The organism is Sutcliffiella horikoshii, from assembly GCF_002157855.1.
Classification (GTDB): Bacteria; Bacillota; Bacilli; order Bacillales; family Bacillaceae_I; genus Sutcliffiella_A; species Sutcliffiella_A horikoshii_C.
In genome coordinates this window covers 174,706-201,190 of record NZ_CP020880.1, presented here as the reverse complement: position 1 = coordinate 201,190, position 26,485 = coordinate 174,706, and the positions used below count along the sequence as shown (strand labels likewise).

Annotated in this window: 24 protein-coding genes, 1 pseudogene and 1 riboswitch; of the genes and pseudogenes, 12 read left to right on the top strand and 13 right to left on the bottom strand. The window is 41.3% G+C overall.

Annotated elements, in window-relative coordinates; translation table 11 throughout:
• Positions 1 to 31: 31 nt before the first annotated feature.
• From B4U37_RS01090 to B4U37_RS01060, 8 genes and pseudogenes are all read right to left on the bottom strand, one after another.
• Complete coding sequence (locus B4U37_RS01090) at positions 32 to 835, bottom strand: cytochrome c oxidase assembly protein (protein ID WP_198317061.1); 804 nt, start codon at positions 833 to 835, stop codon at positions 32 to 34.
• The gene (locus B4U37_RS01085; protein ID WP_088016723.1) at positions 832 to 1,302 is read right to left on the bottom strand and encodes a DUF2243 domain-containing protein; all 471 of its coding nucleotides are present in this window, start codon (positions 1,300 to 1,302) and stop codon (positions 832 to 834) included. Before B4U37_RS01085 ends, B4U37_RS01090 begins: the two co-directional genes overlap by 4 nt.
• A gap of 168 nt (positions 1,303 to 1,470) precedes the next feature.
• Entirely contained in the window at positions 1,471 to 2,292 is an 822-nt protein-coding gene (locus B4U37_RS22665) for a methyl-accepting chemotaxis protein (protein WP_425444105.1), read from the bottom strand.
• Positions 2,281 to 2,658, bottom strand: a pseudogene (locus B4U37_RS22660) (protoglobin family protein); the annotation flags it as partial. The gene B4U37_RS22665 and the pseudogene B4U37_RS22660, both read right to left, overlap by 12 nt.
• A 290-nt stretch (positions 2,659 to 2,948) precedes the next feature.
• Complete coding sequence (locus B4U37_RS01075) at positions 2,949 to 3,452, bottom strand: peroxiredoxin family protein (protein ID WP_010195019.1); 504 nt, start codon at positions 3,450 to 3,452, stop codon at positions 2,949 to 2,951.
• A 15-nt stretch (positions 3,453 to 3,467) separates the two neighbouring features.
• Positions 3,468 to 4,139 (bottom strand): haloacid dehalogenase type II, encoded by a 672-nt coding sequence (locus tag B4U37_RS01070; RefSeq protein ID WP_088016721.1) that lies wholly within the window; start codon positions 4,137 to 4,139, stop codon positions 3,468 to 3,470.
• 125 nt (positions 4,140 to 4,264) lie between these two features.
• Positions 4,265 to 5,095 carry a DUF2935 domain-containing protein gene (locus B4U37_RS01065; RefSeq protein WP_088016720.1) on the bottom strand — a complete coding sequence of 277 codons (831 nt, stop codon included), beginning with the start codon at positions 5,093 to 5,095 and terminating at the stop codon, positions 4,265 to 4,267.
• A gap of 100 nt (positions 5,096 to 5,195) precedes the next feature.
• Entirely contained in the window at positions 5,196 to 5,870 is a 675-nt protein-coding gene (locus tag B4U37_RS01060; protein ID WP_088016719.1) for a YdeI/OmpD-associated family protein, read from the bottom strand.
• Positions 5,871 to 6,088: 218 nt separating this feature from the next.
• Between B4U37_RS01060 and B4U37_RS01055 the strand changes: the two genes are divergently transcribed.
• The 6 genes from B4U37_RS01055 to B4U37_RS01030 all read left to right on the top strand — a co-directional run bounded on the left by B4U37_RS01055 (position 6,089) and on the right by B4U37_RS01030 (position 12,186).
• Positions 6,089 to 6,448: a cupredoxin domain-containing protein gene (locus tag B4U37_RS01055; protein WP_088016718.1), complete on the top strand. Its 360-nt coding sequence runs from the start codon at positions 6,089 to 6,091 to the stop codon at positions 6,446 to 6,448.
• Positions 6,449 to 6,463: 15 nt separating this feature from the next.
• On the top strand, positions 6,464 to 6,631 hold the full coding sequence (locus tag B4U37_RS01050; RefSeq protein ID WP_088016717.1) for a cytochrome c oxidase subunit 2A: 168 nt from the start codon (positions 6,464 to 6,466) through the stop codon (positions 6,629 to 6,631).
• Positions 6,632 to 6,658: 27 nt separating this feature from the next.
• On the top strand, positions 6,659 to 7,132 hold the full coding sequence (locus tag B4U37_RS01045) for a cytochrome c oxidase subunit II (RefSeq protein WP_088016716.1): 474 nt from the start codon (positions 6,659 to 6,661) through the stop codon (positions 7,130 to 7,132).
• Positions 7,129 to 8,787 (top strand): b(o/a)3-type cytochrome-c oxidase subunit 1, encoded by a 1,659-nt coding sequence (locus B4U37_RS01040; RefSeq protein ID WP_088016715.1) that lies wholly within the window; start codon positions 7,129 to 7,131, stop codon positions 8,785 to 8,787. The genes B4U37_RS01045 and B4U37_RS01040 overlap by 4 nt, the downstream gene beginning before the upstream one ends.
• Positions 8,788 to 9,215: 428 nt before the next feature.
• The gene (locus B4U37_RS01035; RefSeq protein WP_010195008.1) at positions 9,216 to 10,928 is read left to right on the top strand and encodes a glutamine--tRNA ligase/YqeY domain fusion protein; all 1,713 of its coding nucleotides are present in this window, start codon (positions 9,216 to 9,218) and stop codon (positions 10,926 to 10,928) included.
• Positions 10,929 to 11,226: 298 nt separating this feature from the next.
• Positions 11,227 to 12,186: a nuclease-related domain-containing protein gene (locus B4U37_RS01030; RefSeq protein ID WP_088016714.1), complete on the top strand. Its 960-nt coding sequence runs from the start codon at positions 11,227 to 11,229 to the stop codon at positions 12,184 to 12,186.
• Between the two features lie 55 nt (positions 12,187 to 12,241).
• Here the strand turns inward: B4U37_RS01030 and B4U37_RS01025 are convergent, their stop codons facing one another.
• Positions 12,242 to 12,439, bottom strand: a complete 198-nt coding sequence (locus B4U37_RS01025) for a hypothetical protein (protein WP_088016713.1) — start codon at positions 12,437 to 12,439, stop codon at positions 12,242 to 12,244.
• 322 nt (positions 12,440 to 12,761) lie between these two features.
• On the opposite strand from B4U37_RS01025, the gene B4U37_RS01020 reads away from it, so the two are divergent.
• Together B4U37_RS01020 and katG are read left to right on the top strand one after the other, a co-directional pair.
• Positions 12,762 to 13,808 carry an NAD(P)/FAD-dependent oxidoreductase gene (locus B4U37_RS01020; RefSeq protein WP_088016712.1) on the top strand — a complete coding sequence of 349 codons (1,047 nt, stop codon included), beginning with the start codon at positions 12,762 to 12,764 and terminating at the stop codon, positions 13,806 to 13,808.
• A 307-nt stretch (positions 13,809 to 14,115) separates the two neighbouring features.
• The gene (katG, locus tag B4U37_RS01015; protein WP_088016711.1) at positions 14,116 to 16,302 is read left to right on the top strand and encodes a catalase/peroxidase HPI; all 2,187 of its coding nucleotides are present in this window, start codon (positions 14,116 to 14,118) and stop codon (positions 16,300 to 16,302) included.
• 45 nt (positions 16,303 to 16,347) lie between these two features.
• Here the strand turns inward: katG and B4U37_RS01010 are convergent, their stop codons facing one another.
• Positions 16,348 to 16,806: a GNAT family N-acetyltransferase gene (locus B4U37_RS01010; RefSeq protein ID WP_088016710.1), complete on the bottom strand. Its 459-nt coding sequence runs from the start codon at positions 16,804 to 16,806 to the stop codon at positions 16,348 to 16,350.
• 30 nt (positions 16,807 to 16,836) lie between these two features.
• A complete protein-coding gene (locus B4U37_RS01005) occupies positions 16,837 to 17,508 on the bottom strand; it encodes a GntR family transcriptional regulator (protein ID WP_088016709.1) in 672 nt (223 codons plus the stop codon).
• Between the two features lie 242 nt (positions 17,509 to 17,750).
• On the opposite strand from B4U37_RS01005, the gene brnQ reads away from it, so the two are divergent.
• Positions 17,751 to 19,103, top strand: coding sequence for a branched-chain amino acid transport system II carrier protein (gene brnQ, locus B4U37_RS01000; RefSeq protein ID WP_088016708.1), 1,353 nt, complete (start codon positions 17,751 to 17,753; stop codon positions 19,101 to 19,103).
• Positions 19,104 to 19,267: 164 nt separating this feature from the next.
• Here the strand turns inward: brnQ and add are convergent, their stop codons facing one another.
• Positions 19,268 to 20,269 (bottom strand): adenosine deaminase, encoded by a 1,002-nt coding sequence (gene add / locus B4U37_RS00995; RefSeq protein WP_088016707.1) that lies wholly within the window; start codon positions 20,267 to 20,269, stop codon positions 19,268 to 19,270.
• Between the two features lie 59 nt (positions 20,270 to 20,328).
• A riboswitch (purine riboswitch) is annotated at positions 20,329 to 20,428 on the bottom strand.
• A gap of 198 nt (positions 20,429 to 20,626) precedes the next feature.
• Here add and B4U37_RS00990 point away from each other — a divergent pair.
• From B4U37_RS00990 to B4U37_RS00980, 3 genes are read left to right on the top strand one after another with little or no spacing between them, the layout of a single operon-like run.
• Positions 20,627 to 22,240 (top strand): spore germination protein, encoded by a 1,614-nt coding sequence (locus tag B4U37_RS00990; RefSeq protein WP_088016706.1) that lies wholly within the window; start codon positions 20,627 to 20,629, stop codon positions 22,238 to 22,240.
• A gap of 29 nt (positions 22,241 to 22,269) precedes the next feature.
• Complete coding sequence (locus B4U37_RS00985) at positions 22,270 to 23,361, top strand: GerAB/ArcD/ProY family transporter (protein ID WP_088016705.1); 1,092 nt, start codon at positions 22,270 to 22,272, stop codon at positions 23,359 to 23,361.
• A complete protein-coding gene (locus tag B4U37_RS00980) occupies positions 23,358 to 24,539 on the top strand; it encodes a Ger(x)C family spore germination protein (protein ID WP_157663670.1) in 1,182 nt (393 codons plus the stop codon). The genes B4U37_RS00985 and B4U37_RS00980 overlap by 4 nt, the downstream gene beginning before the upstream one ends.
• Positions 24,540 to 24,622: 83 nt before the next feature.
• Here the strand turns inward: B4U37_RS00980 and glmS are convergent, their stop codons facing one another.
• Complete coding sequence (gene glmS, locus B4U37_RS00975) at positions 24,623 to 26,428, bottom strand: glutamine--fructose-6-phosphate transaminase (isomerizing) (protein WP_088016703.1); 1,806 nt, start codon at positions 26,426 to 26,428, stop codon at positions 24,623 to 24,625.
• Between the last annotated feature and the right edge of the window lie 57 nt (positions 26,429 to 26,485).

Genomic DNA, 26,485 nt, shown 5'->3' with positions numbered 1-26,485 from the left:
CTCCACGGCTTCTTTTTCCAATCACTACTCCTTACCCTTTCAACGCTACCTCGCTAAGTGCTCTAGGACGTGTAGTTTTATACCATTGATAGCACAGGATAACTAAGATGATACCGTCAATCACATCGCCGCCATAGTACATAACCATTGCTCCACTTTCCGCTTGTTCTACAGGCACACCTTTTGGAGGCATAGAATAGATGAATTTCGATAGAATACCATGTCCGGCAAGTGCAAGGATGAAGACGATGGTCCGGTAGAGGTAGCTTCTTCTATGCGCTGTCGGGTCAACATAAATCATCGATATCGTAAACAAATACCCTGCCAAGAACACATGGAAATGTACGAAAAGATACAGCCCTACATGCTGATGCATCGCTTCATACAATGCGGTTGTATATAGAACCCACAATCCTCCGATATTTAAGACAGTAGCAACAGCTGGATCTGTAACGACCGAGATAGGTTTACTCTTTAGGATTCGTGTTAACTTTCTGGAAGCATTAACGCTAAGCGCCCTCATTAAAAGGGTCATAGGTGCCGATAAGGCGAGTAATAGTGGCGCCAACATCCCTAATAATAGATGTGCGTACATATGGTAGGAGAAATCCACATGTGCCCTTTCTGCAATGGGACCTGCCAAAGCAATCACAGCAAAGATAATTCCACTAGTAAACAACAAAGTCCGCTTGAGCGGCCATTTTGTATATTTTCCATTGGATAGTTTCACTCCTGTTATATATAAAAGTAATGCCAATAAAAAAGGAACCACCAGAAGCTGACTGGTCCAACCACCTATCTCTGCCTGATGATGGATGTGTGTGAGTAGGCTCATGAAGCAACCTCTTTGGAACGTTGCCTATTATTCGTTTTAATCGTTAAAATCACACCCACCACTATCATCCCCGCAGCGATCATATTCCAAATTACGTCATAAATTATTACATTATCAACATACCGAATTTGATGAATCCGCATGATCTTGTGTTGAATGATCCCATCATATAATTGAAAAACTCCTGCCCCCAAATAAATACCGCCTATCCACCTTTTCCAAACAAGCGACTTCCTTCTCCTTAAATCAGCAAATAAAAACAAGCCCCCAATCGTCGCAAACCAGCTGAAGGCATGAAATAACCCGTCGGAAACTAAACCCACACTTGTTGTGGACTTATCATAAAAATGATGCCAGTGAAGCAATTGGTGAAAGATCGTTTCATCTATAAAAGCAACCATCCCTAATCCAAAGAGAATCCCCGACCACAAATTACGTCTGCTATAGTTGGATGTATCCATATCCATTTCACCGTTCAACTCCTATTCTTAGAAAATAAACTTTCTTTCATAATTTCCCTAAAACTTGTCTTGTAATCAAGTTCTCACTCTTTTCTATCCACAATTCAGGGGGAATTAGTGAACGGAGCAAAAAAAAACCGGTGAGAATGTAATCCCACCAGCATCTGTTATAAATTATTTCATCTCTTGCGTAATCATAGTCAAGCTATCTGCAGAATGAGCAACCTCTTCAAATGCCTTTCCCAAATCATCTACCACTCCCACAAAAGACAATACTTCTTCGTTGATTTTGTTATTTTGATTACAAGTTTTCCCTAACATATTTAAAATTTCTTCAAAGTGTTTTTCTGTCTGCTTCATGTTATCGTCGCCACTTTTGACTTCGACTCTTATTCTCTCTAAGGACTTTATCAATTCCTCTGCTTGCTTATTCGTATTCAGGATAAGAGAAGAAACATTTGTTACTGATTTTTTTGTCTGTTCGGAAAGTTTTCGAACCTCACCTGCTACCACAGCAAAGCCGCGTCCTGACTCTCCAGCCCTTGCCGCTTCAATGGCAGCATTAAGCGCCAACAAGTTGGTCTGGTCCGCTATTCCTGTCACAATTTCTACGATTTCTTCCATCTGTTTTGATATGGTTAATAATACATCCACATCCCTTGAAATATCATTGACTGAACCATGAATATTTGTCATATTCAACGTTTGTTTATGTATTTGGCCCTTTCCATTTTCCGCATGCTCCTGTGCAAGTATGGAAAGCTCTGTTCCGTTGTTTGAAAGAGACACTATCTCACTAGAACGTGAGAGCAATTGTTGAAACGCCGCGTTCGTCTCTTCTGAAATAGCAGCTAAATTTTCAGATGCGCTCGCTACATTATCCCTAACGTGTCGCTTCTGTTCCTCCACAGCTCCTTTTAATCTTTCTGTTTCCTGATCATATGCCTCTAATACTAACTGCTGCTCCAAATTCAACAGCTTTGAAACGGCTCTGATTGCAAGAAGGCAGTCTTCTTTGTCTGAAATATTCTTATCAATGATGTTTATCAGCGATAAAAGCAAATCTTGGAATGCACACATATACCATTTCGTTTGCAATCCAATCTTTACATGTATTTGAGCTATCTTTATCCTTTTTGCAAAATAGGACTCATCGATCTTCCCATCAAACATTTCGGTAATATGTTGTTTAAGCGTCTTTTTAAGCCTTTCGATGGAGCTATTATCATTAATAATTGTCAATAACGCCGGTTCATTCTCTAGATTCTTGTAAAATCTCGCTACAATATCCTCGATTTGTGCCGTAACAAACGGTTGAATGGCGTTTATAATTTCCAAGTCCCTTTTGTGAAGGTCTATCATTTTTACTTGCTTGAGGATCTCACTATCTCTTTTCACCTCAAGACTCCCTTTTCCCTCTTCAAAACTGAAGCTTTTCCCTTGTTGGCGTTCCCTTTTGAATATCATCCTGACTCCCCTTTTTCATACAAAAAATCCCTCTCACTAGGAGAGGGGACTGCTTCATAACTTCAAGCAATTGTCTATTTTTAATAGTATAGGAATTTATCTCCATAGACAATGGCTTAAATAACTTAACTAGAAAGTTTTAAGAATTGTAGGTGAAGCGGGTTGGTGAAGTCTAGATTACAAGGCTACTTTAAATTCTTCCCAATGTATTTCACAATTTTTCGCAGTTCAGATACAGACGGTCTACCAAATGGACTTGTCTGCCTTTGTTGATAGAGTAGTTTTCCTTTTTCATCAATAAGGAAATAGGCTGGTTCCCCGTGAACTCCATGGTCTTCATATGGAGCATCTTCTCCATGATAATAGACACCATATGCTTCTAACGCTTCAAGTTTCGAGTCTGAAAGGACAGGCATAGTCAAATCATATTCCGATACCATTTCCTTTAGTTTTTCCACTTCCTCTGTGGCTATGGCCAAGACATGTACCTTTTTATCCTCAAAGTACCCCTTGCTTTCCTCTAGTTCCTTCAATTCATTTTGACAGACAGGGCACCATGAACCGCGGAAAAAGACGATCAAATGCCATGCCTCATGCTCCTTTTGGTGAGCGTCAAACGAGAAAGTTTCCCCTGTAGTTTGAGTAAGTTTAAATTCAGGAGCTTTGTCCTTTAATTTAAGATATCCCATGTTCATTTCCTCCTTTTATAATAAATCCAAAATGCCATCTAGTGAATCAAATGTGTAATCTGGGGCTAGCCCCAATTCTTCTTGGGGTAAATGATTTCTGTTAATCCAAGCAGTATGAAAACCAAAGTTTTTGGCGCCGCTGATATCCCATCCATTTGAAGACATAAATAGAACTTCTTCTCTTTTCACACCTATCACTTTCAGCACTCCCGTATAGGAAGCAGGCGTAGGTTTATACTGCTTCGTGTCATCTACACTTATGATGTGATGGAAATACTCTTTCATCCCTGCTTGTTCGACCAAAGGCTCTAACATATTCCGCGACCCGTTTGAGAAGACCGCAAGAACCCTCCCATTCTCTTTAAGCGTGCTTAGCACATTCTGTACTTCATCATAGGCACGCAAAGAAGTATATTGCACCATAAGAGACTCCACTTCTTTGTTAGAAAACGGAATGGCCAATTGCTTTAATGCATATTTCAAAGAATCTTTCGTTACCTCGAAAAATGTTTCATAGTTCCCCATCAGTTGGCGAAGAAACGAATACTCCAACTGTTTTCTCCTCCATATTTCACTGATTTCCGTTCCTTTTCCGTCAAATAATTCATCCGCTTTTTCTTTTACAGAATGAACATCAAATAAGGTTCCATACACATCAAATACGAATGTTGAAATAGTAGGGGGCAACTCTAACACTTCCTTTATGGTATTCTCTTTTTAAAATTCCCTCTTAAGAATAAAGTAAACTGTTTAATATGCTTATAAAAAAACACACCAACCTGACATAGAGGTAGTGTGTTTATCTAATATCATTAATTTAAGTTTCTTAACGTAGGCTTCGTCAACTTACATGCCGGATAGCTAATAGAAGGCGCGTAATAGGATAACTTTCTCATAAAATAGCAGGATTCCGGAAAGTGGTGTTCGAGAAATCGCAGTGTACTTTGATTAATGAGTTCGTCGTCCAAGTAAAGCTCCAGTACTTCGGCCACCAGATTATTAAACTTCACCACTTCGACTGACACTTCCTTTGCGAACCTCATCTGCGCAGGAAAGCCTGGTTCTGTAAAATGCAGATAGCCTTCCATCATGTCATTTTTCACAATAAACTGCGAAAACTTTCCTCTCACATGATTGGCTCGTTCCACCAGTGCAAACTCCACGCCATCCAACATCCTCAATAATAAAGAGGCATGCCCCAACTGATCATCCAGCCACATGCTTAACAATTCGACGAGAGTTAATGCAGGATAATCTTTTCCCTGGACGTAGCTTTCCAGTATCCTCAAGTACTCCCTGTTTTCCAAAAGCGTCCCATTCAAATAAGTCGGTGTCAAATTCAAATTGACCTTATTAAAAAGCCTCAGATTCAACAGATTGCCTTCGAACAAGTAGTACTTGTATGCCACTTCATTCGCCATTTCCGCTAGCCTGATCATCGGTCCCGAATCAACAGGTGCATCTTTAGGAACCTTTCTAAGCTCCTGTTCCACTTTTCCAAAAGTCTCAATAAACGTCTCCGCCTGCTTGACCCATTTCTTTTCTTCCGGTGATAAATAATCTCTTATAAAATAGGCATGGTCCTTTAATATGCCCAGCCAGAATTCATGTTCTTCCCATGGGGTAATCGGTTCATAGCTCATTCTGTCCCCCTCCTCTTACTACAACTTATTTGATAGGGGAGGTTTTCATGATAAAGAAAAGCGCAGCCTAGTCGAAAATAAGCTGCGCCTTACCTTATTATTATTTTTTGCTTCGTCTATAAAGATCCATCGATTTATGACCTTCGTCAATGATTGCTACCATCTCTTGCAGGCGTTTTTCCTGCGTTTCTGCCCTTTTAGCACTATAGACATAGCGCGCCCAATCCTTTTGGTAGCCATATGTCAGTTCGTTATATTTGGCCAATACCGCCCCATTATTTTTCAAGAAGCTCTTAATGTCATCAATGTGAGCGATGTAGTCATCCACACATTGACTCTTTGCACTTGTCTTCTTTTTCGCTTTCTTAGGCGTGGATTTTAGCCCTACTACCGTGAAAACCTCATTCAGGCTGACCATTCTTGAAAATTTAAGCGCGCTGTTTGGCAGGTACTTTTCTTCATCCAGATTTAACTCCGCATAAAAGCTGTCCCGCTCAATGTATTCCGGGTAGACCGAATTCCCCTTTTTCGGATAAGCGACATACACATAGCCGTTATCAGAAAGCAACTGCTTCTCATTTATGATTGGAACGTACCTGTTGAAATCTTCCATGGAGAACATGAATAAGAAAATCAAATCATACTTGTCCTTTTTAATAGAAGTATCGTATTCCAGTCCTTCAAACTCCCCAGTATTCTCAGGCAACTGCAAAAATAAACGGTTCTCATATTTTTGCAGATTCAGTTTATCGATAATCGTTTTTTCAGCATTCATCTCTCTTACATCCCCCTCTGCTTCCTTACATTTCTATCTACTATTATAACAAAATCAGGCATGATCAAACCGTGCTTTTCACTTTGCTCACTTGTTAACAAAATATTCACCTTTTTCTTCCAGATGTGTGACTTTTATCACACTTTTATTTCTTTCCACCTTTTACAATGAAAGTGCATAGATCATTTAGATAAAAATTGGAAAAGGAAGTGACGAGTATGTTTTCTTTTAAAAAATTTTTGGTGTGCTGCTTTGCACTTGTCTTACTTTTAGGGGTTATGACCGGTTGTGGTTCTGATGAGGTTTCGGTGGAAGATGCGGAGGCAGAAGTAACGATTAAGAGTTCGAACTGGGAATTCGATAAAGCTACTTATACCGCTCCTGCCGGCAAACCCGTTGCTATCCACCATGAAAACGTGGAAGGTCACCACGGAATTACCATTAAAGGAACAGATGTGAAGATTCAAGGGGATGGCAGTGTCGTTGCGAACCTTAAGCCTGGGGAATACGAAATCATCTGTGACATCATGTGCGGAACAGGGCACACAGAGATGGTTTCCAAACTGGTTGTGGAATAGAAAGGGGTGTCAGGGATGGCAAATGTACAATATGAACGTCCTGAGAAAACTACCGGCAAGAAGCTTCCTTTGAAAGAAGAGGAAGCTTCATTAAAAGGAACATTGATTGCCGTATTTTTGTTAGGGGCGTTTATCGTCATTTCGTGGGTCAGCGTGTTCAGCTTATTTATTTCACGAAATTAGCAGGTCAGAAAAAGGGGGTACAAATAGATGCATTTACACCGTTATGAAAAATATTGGTTAATTTTTGGCGTTGGGACCTTGGTTGTCTTTTTATCCGTCATTGGGGTTACCGCCTTTGCTCACGGGCACCATCCACCAAGTCATATGGCCACTGTGGATGCGGAGAATGTGAGAGCATCCGCTCCATTTGATGAGCCCGGATTGAAGAAAATCGACGAGAACACCTATGAAGCTACCATCATTGCTATGACATTTGGCTATGAACCTAATAAAATTACCGTCCCAAAAGGCTCTACTGTCAAGTTCCAGCTGACTAGCCAGGATGTCGTCCACAGCTTCACCATCCCGAAGACAAACGTCAACATGATGATCACACCTGGACACATCAACCAATCGGAACATACATTCAAAGAAGCTGGCTCTTACCTTGTCCTTTGCAATGAATATTGCGGCATTGGACATCAGAATATGCAAATGGAAATTGAGGTGACAGATGAATGAGACAGGCAGCGGAAGTAGACATTCATGATTCAAAATTAAGTATGGCCTATATTTATATCGCTTTTGCTGCGCTATTCTTGGGAACAATGGCAGGTGTGGTCCAGGGGCTTGTGCGCGGGGGACTAATTGAACTGCCTTACAGCATCAGCTATTACCAGCTGTTGACGGCTCATGGTGTGTTGCTTGCACTTGTGTTGACGACCTATTTCATCTACGGTTTCCTTCATGCCGGGATGAGCAGAACATTGGGGACGATGACACCTTTTGAAAGAAGATTAGGCTGGGTCGGCTTTTGGGTACTCACGATCGGCACTCTATTAAGCTTTGCAATGATCTTAACGAATGACGCATCGGTCTTATATACTTTTTACGCGCCATTGCAAGCCTCTCCCCTCTATTATGTAGGGTTGACTCTGTTTGTGGTCGGAACATGGATTGGCGGGGCAAGTTTGTTGGCACATTATATCCGCTGGAAAAAGAGAAACCGCGGGCAAATAACACCACTGTTCAGCTTTATGACAGTCGGAACGATTCTATTATGGTATGTCGCTTCCATCGGGGTTGCCGCAACTGTGCTGCTTCAATTCTTACCTTGGTCGCTAGGCCTTGTTGATAACATCAATATCTTATTAAGCCGCACGTTATTCTGGTATTTTGGCCATCCGTTGGTGTACTTCTGGCTACTGCCAGCTTACATCGCTTGGTATGTCTGCATTCCTAAAATCATCGGCGGAAAGCTGTTCAGTGATTCACTAGCTCGCTTGGCTTTTGTGTTGTTCTTGCTGTTCTCCATTCCAGTTGGCTTCCACCATCAACTGATGGAAGCCGGGATCTCTGAGTTTTGGAAATACCTGCAGGTTGTCTTGACCTTTGCGGTAATCGTTCCTTCGCTGCTGACCGCCTTCTCTATTTTCGCAACGTTTGAATTAGCAGGTCGGGCTAAAGGAGCAAGAGGTGCCTTTGGATGGGTACGAAAATTACCTTGGGGTGACGCACGCTTTTTCGCACCATTTATGGGAATGCTGTTTTTCATCCCCGCTGGAACCGGTGGAATTATCAACGCCAGTAACCAAATGAATGCTGTCGTCCATAACACTCTTTGGGTGGTGGGACACTTCCACATTACGGTTGGATCCACCGTTATCCTGACATTCTTCGGAATTGCCTACTGGCTGATTCCAGTACTGCGCGGCAGGGCCTTCACCGCACGCATGAACAAACTTGCAATGACACAGACGATCCTTTGGACGGTCGGAATGTTCTTTATGTCTGGTGCGATGCACTTGCTTGGGTTGTTGGGGGCACCTCGTCGTACTGCCTATACCACTTATCAGGATCATGCGACAGCTGCCGCTTGGTTTGATGGAGTTTTCACAAACCAGGTCACGATGGCACTCGGCGGGGTCATCCTGTTTGTCGCATCCATGCTGATGATCTACATCGTCATCAACCTTGCCTTCTTCGCACCAAAAGCCCATACGGAATTCCCAATCGGCGAAGTGGCGGATGATGCACGGGAAACCCCACGCATTCTTGAAAACTGGAAGCTATGGATCGGAATTGCGGTGGCATTAATCTTGTTCGCTTACACCATTCCGTTAATGGATATGATACAAAATGCACCACCAGGATCACCTCCGTTCAGACCTTGGTGATGGAAGGTGATATGGGCAGTGGGAGGAAGGGGTCCCGCTGCTTTTTTATTTTGTGAAAAAGGGGAATTGGAGTGATCAAATAACCTAGCTGTTGATTGGAGCGATAGGCGAAGACTCCTCGAAAATGCTATCGCATTTTCTTCGTGCGATGTATCGCTGTCGAAGCATTCCTTGTCCTGCGGGAGGAAGGGACAGGGAAGACCCCGCAAGGCGAAGCCTGAGGAGGCTTCCGGACCGCCCGCGGAAAGCGAAGCCTAGCGCGGAAATCAACAGCGGTGTTAAACCATTGCCTAATCTTCCCCTTCCCCTTCTTATAAGCTTTTGCGCTTGCCATTTCTTGTGTTACAATATTGACTATCATAAATGTGGGGAAAATAGCTAAAAAAGCCCGCTCCCCCGGCATTCTTATATAAGGAAGGTTGAAAAACTTGGAACATAACCCAGCAAACTCGAATTTTATTCGAAATATCATAAAAGAGGACCTGGAATCTGGCAAGCGCAACCATGTCATCACCCGCTTCCCTCCAGAGCCAAACGGTTACCTACATATCGGACATGCAAAGTCCATCGTCATCAACTTTGACCTTGCTGACGAGTTCAACGGAAAAACGAACCTGCGCTTTGACGACACCAACCCTTTAAAAGAAGACGTTGAGTATGTTAACTCCATCAAAGAAGACGTAAAATGGCTTGGCTATGATTGGGACGGACTATTCTTTGCATCTGATTACTTTGAAGAGATGTACAATCGCGCTGTTCTTTTAATCAAAAAAGGCAAAGCGTATGTGGACGACCTGTCTGCTGATGAGATCCGTGCTTACCGCGGTACTTTAAAAGAACCAGGAAAAGACAGCCCATACCGCGAGCGTTCTGTGGAAGAAAACCTTGATCTATTTGAGCGCATGCGTAAAGGCGAATTTGGCAGCGGAGAAAAAGTACTTCGTGCAAAAATTGACATGAAGTCACCGAACATCAACTTGCGCGACCCGGTCATCTACCGTATCTCTCATGCAACGCACCATAACACAGGAGACAAATGGTGCATCTACCCGATGTATGCCTTCGCACACCCAATTGAGGATGCGATTGAAGATGTGACTCATTCTATCTGTACCGTGGAGTTTGAAGACCAACGTCCACTGTACAACTGGGTCGTAGCGGAAACGGAAATGGCAGGAACGCCACAGCAAATCGAGTTTGGCCGTTTGAACATCACCAATGCCGTCATGAGTAAGCGTAAGCTGCGCAAGCTTGTGGAAGAAGGAATTGTGGACGGATGGGACGACCCTCGTATGCCGACAATTTCCGGACTGCGCCGTAAAGGTTACACACCTGAAGCAATCCGCGCATTCGTTCGTGAAACAGGTGTTTCTAAAGGATCCGGTTTTGTTGACTCGCAAATGCTTGATCACTTTGTACGTGAAGATTTGAAATTGAAGTCCCCTCGTACCATGGGTGTTGTACGTCCTTTGAAAGTGGTCATCACCAACTACCCAGAAGGACAAGTGGAAATGCTGGATGCGGAAAATAACCCGGAAAATCCCGAAATGGGAACAAGACAAATTCCATTCTCCCGCGAGATTTATATCGAGCAAGAGGATTTCATGGAAGATCCGCCGAAGAAATACTTCCGCCTCTTCCCTGGCAATGAGGTTCGCCTGAAGCATGCTTACTTCATTAAGTGTGAGGACTTTGTAAAAGACGAAGACGGAAATGTAGTGGAGATCCACTGTACGTACGATCCGGAAACGAAGAGCGGCACTGGGTTCACTGGCCGTAAAGTAAAAGGGACATTACACTGGGTAGAAGCTTCCCAAGCGGTCCCTGCTGAATTCCGTTTGTTCGAGCCGTTGCTATTGGATGAGGAGCCTGAGTCGGAAGTGGAAGCTGAAGTTGCAAATGTAGCTGGCACGGAAGAAGAGTCGATGGAAGTTATCGAAAAATCCTTCCTGGACCAAGTAAACCCGAATTCCATGAAAGTGTTGAACGGATTTGTGGAGGAAAACATGAAGGATGTGGCACCACAGGAGAAATTCCAATTCTTCCGCCACGGCTACTTTAATGTGGATCCGAAACATACCACAGCTGACAAGCTTGTGTTTAATGAGATTGTGTCGTTGAAGAGTTCGTTTAAGTTATAGAGTTGAGTGATTGATAGCCCCTGTTCGTGAACGGGGGTTTTTTGTTGGTTGGGTGGGGCGGGCACGTGGCTCAATTGTTGCAAAATTTGCTGAGGTTTGTCGAATGGCGGTTATATGGGTGAAAGTAGTGGATAAAACGAAAAGTTCGCGGATATAATCCAATCTCCGTGGATAAAACGAAAAGTTCGCGGATAAAATCAAATCTCCACGGATAAAACGTATTCTTTCATGCTTCAGGCAGGAATTCATGACTCCACAGGCGAAATAGAGAGGGAATATCTATGAAAAGGAGGCTACCATGATAACAAAAGACAGAGAAAAACCACTCAGGTTGCTCGCGCATGAAGCCGCAATGCGAAGGGTCCCCAAAACCCATCCAAAACACCCTCAACTTGAACAAGAATTCTACCGTTTACACTATGGATACAAAGGCGAACAAGCAATGGACTACTATTCATCCTTCCTGCCCCATGAAGACTATAAAGTGTTGCATGGCCTAAGGATTCCAGACACAAAAGGACGACATTTCCAGATGGACTCACTCCTTATCTCCCCTACTCATTGCCTCATATTAGATTCCAAATATGTTTCAGGAAAAATTGAGTTTGATGAAGATACCGGTAGTCTAATTCGTCACAATGAAGCAGGACAAGAAAGACTTGGAGACCCGTTTGCACAGCTAGCGCGCCACAAAATTCAACTCTCCTCTATCATCAAGGACCTTAAATTGCCCCGATTACCTATCTATACTCAAATCGTCATAACACATAAAAATGCTACCTTATTAAAAAAATCTCCCATCATCTTAAAGAATGTAGTCTTCCACACGAATCTCCCAACAAGAATAAAAGAAATTGATAACACCCAAACCCACACTTACTTTTCAAATAAGGACGCCAACAAGCTTGTGAAAACACTATTAAAAATTCACCAAGATGAGAACTTTAACTTGATGAATTACTATGGACTTTCTTCTTCTTCGTTTATTAGAGGAGTGATTTGCCCTATTTGCTCCCATGCACCTATGCAGAAATCTTATCAGAAGTGGTTGTGCTTAAAATGTGGACATTCAGAAAAAGAGCTTCTTCAACAGACAATTAAGGACTATCCATTACTTGGATTTGGGAACAAGATAACAAACAGAGAGTTCCGAGAGTTCATATGTCTTCATTCCTCACACATTGCTTACAGAGAGCTCCTATCATTAAATATCCCCCACCAAGGCAACAAAAAAGCCCGCATATATTTTATTGAATAAAAATACAAATGACCCCCGCGAAGTTAGACTCCCGGGGGCCTTTTAACATTATATCCTACACAAACCATCTCAAATAAACAATAAACCCAACGATAATAACAACAAATAACGCGATATAAATGTACGTAAGTCGCCTTACATTCCCCTCTGATTTCTTCTGATAATCGTGATCTCCCTTTCCCGCTACCTGAAGTGTTGCAAACAGCCCGCCAACCAAAACTAGCACTCCTAAAACGCCTAAAACTAACATCATATGCTCTCTCTCCATTTCGGAAACTCTCTATACATTGAACGGTAGCTTATAAAAGGTTTTTTTTCAACTATACTAACTTAGTTTATCTGCTTATTACCGCGATATTTTGCTGGATTGTACCTTTTCGAAGGGTTATTGTAACTCTTTTGCCGTGGATTGAAACTTTTATAATGGTCATTATAACTTTTCATCGTGTTATTGTGACATTTACAAAATATCAGCCAATCCCCCGCCTCCATATTGCATAAACTAGTAAAATAGTTATATACTTAAATGAGAATGATAATCAATTTTATCTATTTCCTACAGGGAGTGAATAAGGGTGAAACTGGATTTATTTGATGTAACGATTATTGGTGGCGGTCCTGCAGGCCTTTACTCTGCATTTTATAGTGGTCTTAGAGAAATGAAGACAAAGCTGATTGAGTATCAGCATCAATTAGGCGGAAAAATTCATGTGTATCCTGAGAAAATGATTTGGGATGTCGGGGGACAGACGCCTCTTCCCGGAGCAAAACTGATTGAACAGCTTGTTGAGCAAGGCCTAACCTTCAATCCTGAAGTTGTATTAAGTAGAAAAGTAGAATCTATTACACGAAATGATGAAGGCCTCTTTGTGCTCTTGGATTCCAATGGTGAACGCCATTTATCCAAAACGGTCATTGTTGCTGTAGGTGGAGGCATCCTTCATCCGCAAAAGCTGGCTATTGAAGGAGCAGAGAGATTTGAAGTAACAAATTTAAATTATACCGTTAAGTCACTTCAACGCTTTAAAGACAAAACTGTTATCATATCCGGCGGAGGCAATTCAGCTATAGACTGGGCAAATGAACTGGAGCCGATAGCTAAACAAGTATATGTTACATATCGAAAAGATGCGCTATCCGCTCACGAGGCACAGGTATCACAACTGCTGAACAGCTCGGCAAAATGTCTATTCCACACCTCCATCACGAAGTTAATTGCGAGCGCTGACCATGAAGTAATCGAACGAGTTCAGCTTACCAATCATGAAACCGGGGATATCTCCACCCTTTCTATTGATGAAGTCATTATCAGCCATGGATATGAACGGGACGGAACATTAATCGAGAACAGCGAACTGCCAATTGAAATGGTGGACACATATTACATAGCGGGGAATTCAAAAAGTGAATCCTCCATACCAGGACTCTATGCTGCTGGTGATATTTTAAATCATGATGGGAAATTGCATTTAATTGCTGGGGCTTTCCAGGATGCAGCAAATGCAGTCAACAAAGCAAAACAATATATACAACCTCATGCAAGCAAAGTAGCAATGGTTTCCTCACACAACGAAGTATTTAAAGCTAGAAATAAAGAATTGATTAAGCAAATGATTCGGTAATGCACAAAGCAAGTAACAACCTAAATAAAATGTATGCCAATCGTATCACGGTAGCGATTGGCTTTTTTCTGTTCATTAATAGGTATTAAATTCCAACTAAAAGGCACCTTAAATATTGGCGGCGTACTTGAATGCCATTAATTTCAGAATATTATTAAAAATTAAGTGCGTATTTCTTTTTATTCTGCTGATTATTTATTATAATTATAATGTAAGAATTGATGTTGTCTCATTTTGTGGTTTCGTACGTTGTAAGGCTAGTTATTATGCTATTTACTCTTCTCAAAACAGAAAGGGGAAAAGATGTATGGACAATGAGAACGTTGGAAAGTGCCCATTTACTGGGGAAAGCAGTTCTGAAAAACCGATCAGAGGCACGAAAAACAAAGACTGGTGGCCGAATCAACTTGATTTGAATGTGCTTCACCAGCATGACACAAAGACAAACCCACTTGGGGAAAATTTCAACTACGCAGAGGAATTCCAAAAGATCGATTATGCAGGCCTGAAAGAGGACTTACATAATCTTATGACAGATAGCCAAGACTGGTGGCCGGCGGACTATGGTCATTATGGGCCGTTCTTTATTCGTATGAGTTGGCATGCAGCTGGTACATATCGTCAAGTAGATGGACGCGGAGGCGGCGGAAGCGGATCTCAGCGTTTTGCACCGTTGAACAGTTGGCCTGATAACGGAAACTTGGACAAGGCCCGCCGACTGCTATGGCCGATTAAAAAGAAATATGGCAACAAGCTCTCTTGGGCAGACTTGCTCGTTTTTGCAGGAAATGTTGCGATTGAATCCATGGGCGGAAAAACGATTGGATTCGGTGGCGGCCGTGAAGATATCTGGCACCCTGAAGAAGACATAAACTGGGGTCCGGAGAAGGAATGGCTTGGTGACAACCGTTATTCCGGTGAGCGTGACCTGGAGAACCCGCTTGCTGCCGTGCAAATGGGATTGATTTACGTTAATCCGGAAGGACCAAACGGCGAACCAGATCCCAAGAAAAGTGCCTTTGATATCCGAGATACATTCAAACGAATGGGAATGAATGATGAGGAAACCGTGGCATTGACTGCCGGCGGACATACATTCGGGAAAGCCCACGGTGCCGGAGATCCGTCTCATGTGACAGAAGAGCCTGAAGGAGCAGGCCTTGAACACCAAGGTTTCGGTTGGAAGAGCAGCCATGAAACTGGCCACGGCGCTTTCACCATCACAAGTGGAATTGAGGGTGCATGGACGCCAACTCCTACTCAGTGGGATATGAGCTATTTTGATCTATTGTTCGGATATGAGTGGGAACTGACGAAGAGCCCGGCTGGCGCTTACCAATGGGCACCGATCGATCCAGATGAAGAGCATTTAGCTCCAGACGCTCATGATTCATCCAAAAAAGTAAAAACAATGATGACGACTGCGGACATGGCGATGCGCATGGACCCAGAATACGAAAAGATCTCCCGCCGCTTCCATCAAAATCCGGATGAGTTTGCTGATGCCTTTGCACGCGCATGGTTCAAGCTGCTTCACCGTGACATGGGGCCTCGCGACAGATACTTAGGACCTGAAGTGCCAGAAGAGGAATTCATTTGGCAAGATCCGGTTCCGAAGGTGGACTACACATTAACTGATGCAGAGATTGAAGATCTTAAAGCTAAACTTTTAAATTGCGGACTCTCTGTAAGCGAGCTTGTAAAAACTGCTTGGGCATCTGCGAGCACGTACCGTCATTCGGACAAGCGTGGTGGCGCAAATGGTGCCCGCGTTCGCCTCTCTCCTCAGAAGGACTGGGAAGCAAATGAGCCGGAGCAACTTGCAAAGGCATTGAATGTATTAGAAGACTTACAACAAAGCTTGGAGAAAAACGTCAGCCTTGCTGATCTTATCGTACTTGGCGGAAGTGCAGCCGTTGAGAAAGCTGCCAAGGACGCTGGCTTTGAAGTAAAAGTTCCGTTCACACCTGGTCGCGGTGATGCCACTCAGAATCAAACAGACGAAGAGAACTTCGAAGTGTTGGAGCCTGTATCTGACGCATTCCGCAACTACCATAAGAAAGAATACTCCTTAAAACCGGAAGAATTTATGGTGGACAAGGCGCAACTTATGGACCTTTCTGCGAAGGAATTGACTGTTCTTATCGGAGGCTTACGTGTCCTTGGTGCAAACCACGGTGACACTAAGCATGGCGTATTCACGGAGAAAATCGGTACGCTCACGAACGATTTCTTTTTGACCCTGCTTGACATGGGTGTGGAATGGAAGCCGGTTGAAGGAGAAGGCTACTACGAAGCACGTGATCGCCAAACAGGCGAGCTTGTCCGTACCGCTACAAGAGTAGACCTTGTCTTTGGTTCACACTCCGTCCTACGTGCACTTGTTGAAGTGTACGCACAAGACGACAGCCAAGAGAAGTTTGTAAATGATTTTGTGGCTGCATGGGTGAAAGTGATGGATGCAGATCGTTATGACGTAAAAGTAAATAAATAATACAAAAAAGCCAGATTTAGGTTAAACCCTTCATCTGGCTTTTCTTTATTGAGCAGTACTTTTTTCATAAAGCTTAATCGAGCCACCGTCTGGTCCATAAACAATCCCGCTATTTTTCCAACCGTATCTCTCATAATAGTTTTCTAAATCTGTCGTTAAGTATAGGTTGTCATACCCTTTTTCAGCCGCCACTTCTAATCCGTGCTCCAACAGCTTGGCACCTATCCCCTTCCCTCTATGCCCCTCTGCCACATAAAGACAAGCCAACCATGGACACAGATCCTGACGGCTATTTATATCATTTCTTAAAATCGCATACGTACCAATGATTTGACCATCTTCCACTGCCACATAAAATCGCGGTATATCAGAAGAGGTGGTAGCAGAATGGAGAATCGCATCTTCATAAAACTTAAAGTTCTCCTCACTCCCCCACTGCTGCCAGAAAACTTGGATTGCCTTATCCAATAGTTGATCCTTGTTTCTAATTTCGATAATTTCCAATGTTATGCTCCGTTCGAAGGTATAGTAAAGCTATTCCCTACTATCTTTCTGCTCCGCATAAAACTCATCTATTGCGCGCAGCCAATTAGTGCGGGCAATTTTAGCCGCCGTTTCTGGATCTCGATTCTCGAACGCTTTTAGCATGGATTCATGTTCATCTATAGAAGTATCCGTCAGTATGATCGATTGATGAAAATAAAGACGCAGAACATGTGCTTGTAGATTTGATACTGAGTTAGCCAGATACTGGTTCTGTGCATTTTCTACAATAATATTATGAAACTTTTCATCCTGCTTTAAAGCGGAATAAAAGTCTCCTTTTTTTATAGCGCGGGCAAACGCAGAATTAATTTCACGCAACGTATCAATGGTATCTTGGGTAATTAATGGTGTTGCAAGTTCTGCCGCTAAGGCCTCTAAAGCCCCTAATGGAGGCAGGATCTTGGTTATGTCTTCTTTTTTAACAGAGGTGACTTGCGTGCCGACCCCTGGAAACATTTCTACTAAACCTTGAACATTCAGTAGCTGCAGTGCTTCCCGTATAGGCGTTCTGCTCACACCTAAAGCTTGTGCAAGTTCTGCATCATTCAACTTTTCTTTCGGTTGAAGCGTTCCATCAATGATCCACTCTTGAATTTGAGCAAAGGCGCGCTTTTTGGCAGATACCCGAGTGGGTGATGAATAGTTAGAAGGTATGGGCATTATGATCAACCACCTTTATAAATTTCACAAAAAATAATGATGCATTCGAGTTAGATATGTTAAAAGTGTATAGTATTCTGCTTTTAAATACAATATATTACATGGAACAATTATACGTAATATATTGCATAAATATTTTGCATATGATATCTTGTGTTATGCAATATATTACCTTACTAAAATAATTATCTATATATTTATGCGGGACCAACCAGATCACTAAACTACCAGGAGGACTTAAGATGACAAACAAGATGCCATTTTCATTTGTACTAGCCATTGGTTTTATGCTTTTTGCTTTATTCTTCGGTGCGGGAAATTTAATTTTCCCAGCCATGCTCGGTCAATCCGCAGGGACGAATATTTGGTCTGCTAATGCGGGCTTTATCGTAACAGGTGTTGGCTTACCTTTACTTGGCGTATTAGCGTTGGGATATTCGGGGAAAAGCGATCTCCAGTCCCTAGCGAGCAGGGTACATCCCGTTTTTGGACTAGTTTTTACGGTTATATTATATCTAGCCATTGGGCCACTTTTTGCCATCCCAAGAACGGGAACGGCGTCCTTTGAAATGGGAATCAGACCGTTCTTATCAGAAGAGAGCAGCAGCATTGGGTTATTGATTTTCACCATTCTATTCTTTGGCGTTACCGTCTTCTTTTCTCTGAAATCTACCAAAATAGTTGATATTGTAGGGAAAGTTTTGACGCCACTATTACTACTTTTCATAGGAATTTTAATTGCAACGGCCTTTATTTTTCCTATTGGAAGCTTCCAAGCTCCAACAGAGAGTTATGTAGACGGCTCCTTCTTCAAAGGATTCCAAGAAGGATACCTGACAATGGATGCACTTGCTGCCTTTGTATTCGGAATTGTAGTCATCAATGCCGTGAAAGCAAAAGGTGCGACAACGAAGAAGGAAATCATGATCGCTGTCACAAAAGCAGGGGGTATTGCGGCAGGTCTTCTTGCCATCATCTATACTTCCCTATCCTATATTGGAGCTTCAAGTGTGGAAGCATTAGGATTATTAGAAAATGGAGGAGCAGTGCTATCGGGTGCATCCAATCACTTCTTCGGCGCTTACGGTGGACTATTACTTAGCCTGATCGTTATTGGCGCTTGTTTAACAACAAGTATCGGTCTTATCATTTCATGTTCTTCCTATTTTAATAAACTATTGCCAAGCATTTCTTACAAAACCTTTGTCATCGTGTTATCCACAATCAGTGCCATTTTTGCAAACGTGGGCTTAACGCAATTGATCGCCGTATCCGTTCCAGTGTTAGTAGCGATTTATCCATTTGTTGTCTGCTTGATGGTCTTAACATTCTTGCACTCATTCTTTAATGGAAGAAAAGAAGTATATCAAGGAAGTATGATTTTCACTTCCATTGTGGCATTCTCTGACGCGTTGAAGGCTGCGGGTATGAGCATTGCACCGGTTGAAGATCTTTTTGCTACAATTCTTCCTTTTTATGAAGTAGGTTTAGGGTGGATTTTCCCAGCGATTATTGGGGGTATGTTAGGATTTGTTTTTGGGAAGGTTATAAAAGAAAAGCCAGAACGTGTACAGCTTGAGAGGAAAGCAGGTTAATTACACCATGTAAAAAGACTCAACCAGAGGCATAATGCATAGAACACCGTTTCTAAACTGAAACGGTGTTTTATTTAAAGCTATCCATTTGATTAGTACCAATTCTTAATACCAATTCTTTCGAAATGAACTACTATTAATTAGGAATCAATAGACGAAAAAGGTTAAATGTCTAGTGAATATGTCTTCAGTTTTTCCTTTACTTTTTCATTTGCAAAAGAGGCTTGCACGCTATTCATGTAAATCTGTTTATACTCTACATCACTCATAGCAAATTCATTCCAGACTAAATCACATTCCTTTGTCATCGTTGTGTTCGAAACCGTTCTATTGTCTGTATTAACGGTTACTTTTATTCCATCCCTGTGAAAGTCATAGACTGGATGGTCACTGATTTGGTTTACTGCTTTGGTTTGGACATTACTTGTTGGACACATTTCAAGTACTACCTGTTTTTGCTTCACAATATTATAAGCTTCTACACAATCATGAATGAACACACCGTGCCCAATTCTTTCAGCCCCTAACCATTTAACCGCCTCAAGCACATTTTTTCCGATTCCAGTTTCACCTGCGTGGATCGTGACTCTAAAGCCATATTCTTTAGCCAATCTGATTGGTTCAATAAACTCCCTGCAAAAACCTTCCTCCTCAGAAGCACACAAATCAATTGCCACTACCCCTTTCCCTAAGAATTCTTTCCCCTTCTCCACAACCTCAAAAGCACTTTCCACTGCCATCGTTCTCATACATGACAATATAATATTTCCATATATATCAAAATTCTCTTCTGCCTCTTTCATTCCCTCTATCACACTTAAGATAATTTCTTCTATAGATAATCCCATTTTCGTATGAAGTAAGGGGGCAAATCGAACCTCCATGTATTTTACATTTTCCTTTGCTGCATCTTCATAAAGCTCATAAGTAATTCTTTTCAAATTTTCTTTTGACTGCATTACTAAATTAGGAATAGAAAATCTTTTAAGATATTCATCTAAGGATTCGCAGTTGAGTGGAGCAATTAGTTCTTCCTTTATCTCTTCCGTATCAAAGGAAGGAATACGGATGCCGTCTTTCTTTGCAATGTCAATGATGGTCTCCGGTCTAACACTCCCATCCAAATGGCAGTGAAGTTCAATCTTAGGCATTTTAGAAAAATTCATTGTTGGACCTCCTATTTTTTAACAAAAAAAAATCCTGATTACGAAGAAAGCACAAGATAAAATTCTTGTATTTCCTTCGTAATCAGGAATTATTGGTACCTGGTAGAAACCTCCAAACCATATTATTGGAGTTATACGAATTTAAGTATTTTATTAATAAGTTCTATATAAAAATAATAAAATTCATCTACATTGTCAAGGAGCTAGTTTTACATTCTAATCTCTCAGGAACAATCACTTCTCCTGTTATGTTCGATAATTCAATAATGACACGCATAGTTTTTAGGTCATGAGTGATAATATATCCATGATAAGTTAATTGAATTACCCTCTCTTTTAGCTTTAGGAGGTCCCTGTGTGCATATTGTTGAATCTATAAAAAATTTTCTTCCAGAAGCAAATATCTATGTGTATACCATCATTACTCTTTTGGTTCCTTTGGCCCTGTCTAAGATTACCGGTTATTTGCAAGGCGATAAAGAAAAACCTGTAAATAAACAACAAGATAAGGAAGTTCCTGCTATACTTTCGAATGACTTATCTGCCAATATTGATGAAATAAACAAGAATTTCGGGACAAACAAGGACATTATTACAAGAAAGTTCACCTTTGGGAAAGAACAGACTAGAGCTGCCATAATTTTTGCCAAGGGTCTTGTAGATACAGCAATTATTAATAGTAATATACTAGAACCATTATTAGTAAATCTTCCGGATCATGTAAATCCACCCACTATTCAAATAAAAAATCTTCTACCAATTAGTGAGATTTCCGAAGAAAACCGGATTGATGTGATCAACACAAGTATTCTTAGAGGGCAAACGGTATTATTTTTACAAGATATCGATTATGCTTTTGTATTAAAAACCAGCAATGCTAAAGGTCGTAACTTGGAAGAACCTGTATCTGAGTTGCAGGTTAGAGGACCACGAATAGGCTTTAATGAAAACTTGATAGATAATGTGACCCTTCTTCGGAAAGCGGGCGTTAATACTGAACTACGGTTTATCTCCCTTCAATTAGGCAAACGATTCAACAAAGAGTTAGTCATTACCTATGTAGAAGGGATAGCAAATCCGGAAATCATTGAAAATGTGAAACAAAAAATTGAGTCTATCGATATTGATAATATACCTGAATCAGGATATGTGGAGGAATTAATTGAAGAAAATAATTTCTCCCTTTTTCCACAGGTTCAGAGTACAGAACGTCCTGATCGGGTTGTAGCTGCCCTCACTGAAGGAAGAATTGCCATTATATTAGATGGGACTCCTTTTGCATTAATTGTACCTGCTACTATTAATATGTTTTTGCAATCCCCCGAAGATTACTATGAGCGCTGGATTGCAGGCAGTTTAGTCCGCTTCCTAAGGTATGTAGCTGCCTTTATAGCAGTTTTCACACCTGCATTATACATATCATTCGTATCGTTTCATCAAGGGTTAATACCTACAAAACTCGCCCTTTCCATTATTAGTTCCAGGGAAGGGGTTCCCTTTCCAATCCTTATTGAAGCTCTTCTGATGGAGGTATCTATTGAGATACTGAGAGAAGCAGGTTTAAGGCTGCCGAAACCAATCGGCCAAACGATTGGAATCGTTGGTGGTTTGGTAATTGGAGATGCAGCCGTTCAAGCTGGTATCGTTAGCCCAGTAACTGTTATTGTCGTAGCTCTTACGGCTATTTCCTCCTTTTCGCTTCCACAATATAATTTAAGCATTTCGTTAAGAGTTTTAAGATTCATTGCCATGTTCTTTGCTGCAACATTGGGATTGTATGGGGTTATAGTCTTTTTTATATTTTTCAGCATACACCTTGTTCGCTTAAAAAGCTTTGGAGTTCCTTACCTTAGCCCTGCAGTACCTTATCAGACCAATGATTGGAAGGACTTTTTAATACGACTTCCTATATCAGCTATGAAAAAAAGACCAAAAATCTTCAAGCCAACTGACACTATCCGGAAAGGTTAATTTATTTATTAGGGAAGGACCTATTGATTATGAACCCACAACAGGAAAATCTAATTTCGCCTGCTCAAGCGATTATTATCATCATCAACTATATTCTAGGCGTAGGGATACTTACTTTACCTAGAGCACTTGCTGATGAAGTCGGAACTCCTGATATATGGATTACCATCCTGATTAGCAGCATCTTTCCTTTGGCAGTAGGCTTCATTATTTTAATGCTTAACAATAGATACCCTAAGAAAACATTCTATCAATACAGCTACAAAATTGTTGGTAGGATATTAAGCATCATCATTTGTCTTTCGATGGTCATATATTTTATTACCTTAACAAGTTTTGAAGTGAGGATTTTAGCTGAGGTTACGGAAACATATCTACTGGAAGACACTCCTATCCAAATCTTAATCATTCTCTTTTTATGGCTTACCCTGTATTTAAATGTAGATGGGCTTAATTCAATCGCACGGATGTTTCAGATCATTTTTCCTCTTACTGTTTTTATTTTTATATTATTAGCGTTAATGAGCTTAGGATTATTTGAATTAAAAAACTTAAGGCCAGTTCTTGGCGGTGGTATTGGCCCTGTGTTAAAAGGAATTAAAACGACTTCTTTGTCTTACATCGGCATTGAAATACTAATTATTCTCTCTGCCTTTTTAACTGATCCCAAGAAAGGCAAGAAAGTTGTATTTGTCGGAGTATTAATGCCGACTATATTCTATCTTGTCACTATTGTGATAGTAATTGGAGCCTTATCGCTTGATGGAGTAGGCAATTTAACATGGCCTACGATAACACTGATTCACTCTTTTGAATTTCCTGGAATATTCTTTGAAAGATATGATTCCCTCTTTTTAACGATTTGGATATTACAAATTTTCGCGACAATATCTATTACGTTATATGCAGCATCTTTGGGACTATCGCAGCTTTTCAATAAAGAGATAAAAACCTTTATGTACATTCTCCTTCCCGTTGCCTTCTTTATTTCGATGTTACCTCAAAATCTGCAGCAAGCTTTTTCGCTAGGTGACATGCTGGGAAATGCAGCAATTCTTTTATTTGGCATAATCCCCATTATGCTATTAGTTCTCTCTTTCTTAAGGAGGAAGCACAGTTGAAGCATATATTTATTCTCTTAAGACGCTCTTTCCAACTGGTTATATTAATTCCACTACTTGCCGGCTGCTGGAGTTCTAGGGATATTGAAAAACTGGATCTCTTGATTGGCGTTGGAGTGGATACAGCTCAAGAAGAGAATATTACTTCTTCTTACTATGGAGCGGATTCCCTACTAACTGTTACCTATCAAATGGCAAAAATAAAAAGCAATCAAGGTCAAAATACTAAAAAGCAAGAAGATAAACCCTACACTAACGTAGAACAGACAGGAGCCTCCCTCATCGAAACAGCTCGAGAAATTATACAATTAAGAAAAAACACAGTGAACGGTCAACACCAAAGGTTAATTATCATAAGTAGAGAGGTAGCAGAAAATCGAAGTATAAGAGAAATTCTTGATTTTTTCATCCGTGAACCTGAGGCCAGAATGAGTATGCTTGTCATGATTACAGACGGGCTGGCAAAGGACATATTAGATTATATGGAGACAGACGATATCCCATCTATGCATATATATGATATCACTGAAAACTTTGATAAATCGAATAAGCTACTTGAACGGAAGTCCCTTGCAAAAATAAACGCTTTAATGGAAGCACAAGCAAGTTTTATACTACAAAACGTCGTACAAACGGATGGTGAACTTAAACTGTCCGGTGCTGCTGTAATAAAAGGAAGTACATTGAAGCTTATTGGTTTCTTAACGGAAGAAGAATTAAAAGGAATAAATTGGATTACTGCACAAACTAATGGCGCTATTGTAAAAGTTGAGGAAGAAGGCAGTGATAAACCAATAATTTACGAACAAGAATTATTAAAAAGTAAGATCACTCCCACAATAGAGGACGACAAGCTTTCTTTTCAAGTAAAAGTTAAATCAGAAGGCCTTATCATTGAGGTAGCAACCAACACCGAAAGCTTTTCAGAGGAAAAAACAAGAAGAAAATTAGAGGAGCAAATAGCGGAAGAAATAAAAAAAGAGATTCAGACTACCTTAGAAAGAATTCAAAAAGACTTACAAGTGGATGTCATTGGCTTCCATGATTATGTGAGGATTAAGTACCCAGAATTTTGGAAAGAACATCAAAGTGACTGGGATACTATTTTCAGTCAGGCTCCTATCGATTATGAAGTACAGATCACAATCACTGACTTTGGCTTGGGGATACAGAACTAACAAGATATAAAAAGCACCTTACTAGTTACAGTAAGGTGCTTCTCACGTTTAACCTTAATAGTAGTTTTCACTACTCTACAGAACTATTCCACCGTAACACTCTTCGCAAGGTTACGTGGCTTATCTACGTCACAATCTCTGTGAAGTGCTGCGTAGTAAGAGATCAATTGCAACGGAATAACTGAAACTAGTGGAGATAGCAGTTCGTTTACTGGTGGTACAACGAAGCTGTCTTCTTCTGTTTCTAGGCCTTTCATGGAGATGATACATGGGTTGGCACCACGTGCTACTACCTCTTTCACGTTACCGCGGATGGAAAGATCCACTTGCTCTTGTGTGGAGATGGCGATAACTGGTGTACCATTTTCAATTAAGGCGATAGTTCCGTGCTTTAATTCTCCGCCAGCAAATCCTTCTGCTTGGATGTAGGAGATTTCTTTTAGTTTCAATGCACCTTCAAGACCTACATAGTAGTCCATTGTACGGCCGATGAAGAAGCAGTTTCTTGTTGTTGCCAAGAATTTGCGAGCAATATCTTCAAGCTCTTCTTTAGCGTCACATAGAACTTCCATTGCATTTGCAACGATACCTAGATCTTGCACTAGGTCAAATTCTAGGTTATGTCCTTTAGATTCCGCTAGCACTGCTGCGAAAATGGACAGAACACCAAGTTGTGCAGTGTAAGCTTTTGTAGAAGCTACTGCAATCTCAGGGCCTGCGTGAAGTAGCAATGTGAAATCTGCTTCACGGGATAGTGTTGATCCTTGTACGTTTGTTACTGTAAGTGCTGGGTAACCAAGCTCTTTCACTTGTACAAGTACTGCACGGCTGTCCGCTGTTTCTCCACTTTGAGAGATAAAGATGAATAGCGGTTTTTCAGATAAAATTGGCATGTTGTAGTTGAACTCACTTGCTACGTGTACTTCTACAGGTACCTTTGCAAGCTTTTCAATCATTTGCGCTCCAACAAGACCTGCATGGTAGCTTGTTCCTGCTGCTACGATGTAGATGCGGTCAGATTGGTTAACAGCGTTGATGATGTCAACGTCAATCGTCAATTCACCATTTTCGTTTTGGTATTTTTGGATGAGCTTACGAATTACTAATGGCTGCTCATCGATTTCTTTTAACATGTAATGTGGGTATGTGCCTTTTTCGATATCACTTGCATCAAGTTCAGCAGTGTATGGCGCGCGCTCGACGATCTCACCGTTCAGCTTTTTGATTGTCACCGCTTCTTTCTTTACGATAACCATTTCTTTGTCCATAAGCTCAACAAATTGATCCGTCACCTGGATCATCGCCATTGCGTCACTTGCCACTACGTTGAAGTCACCTTTTCCTACTCCAACTAATAGAGGGCTCTTATTTTTCCCTACATAGATTGTTTCTGGATCTTCGTTGTCCAATAAAGCAATCGCGTAAGAACCTTTAAGAATGGAAAGAGTGCGACGCATCGCTTCTTCCACATGCTGTCCTTCGTTTGCAAACTTCTCGATGATTTGTACAACTACTTCTGTATCTGTTTCACTTACTAGTTCTACGCCTTGTAAGTGTTCGCGTTTTAATTGTGAATAGTTCTCGATAACTCCGTTGTGCACAAGTGTAAAGCGACCAGACGTGCTTTGGTGTGGATGCGCATTTACTTTACTTGGCACACCATGAGTTGCCCAGCGAGTGTGACCAATTCCAGTTGATGCTAAAACGTCATTGTCCACTACTTCGCGAAGGTCTGCAATACGGCCTTTTTCCTTGAATACGTGTACGCCGCTCTCGTTCATTACCGCAATACCAGCAGAGTCATATCCACGGTATTCAAGCTTTTCTAGACCTTTTAAAAGAATTTCTTTTGTATCCTGTGTTCCGATATATCCAACGATTCCGCACATAAATAGTTTCCTCCCTAGAGTTGCAGGGACAAGAAAGCACACCATAGTAAGGGGACA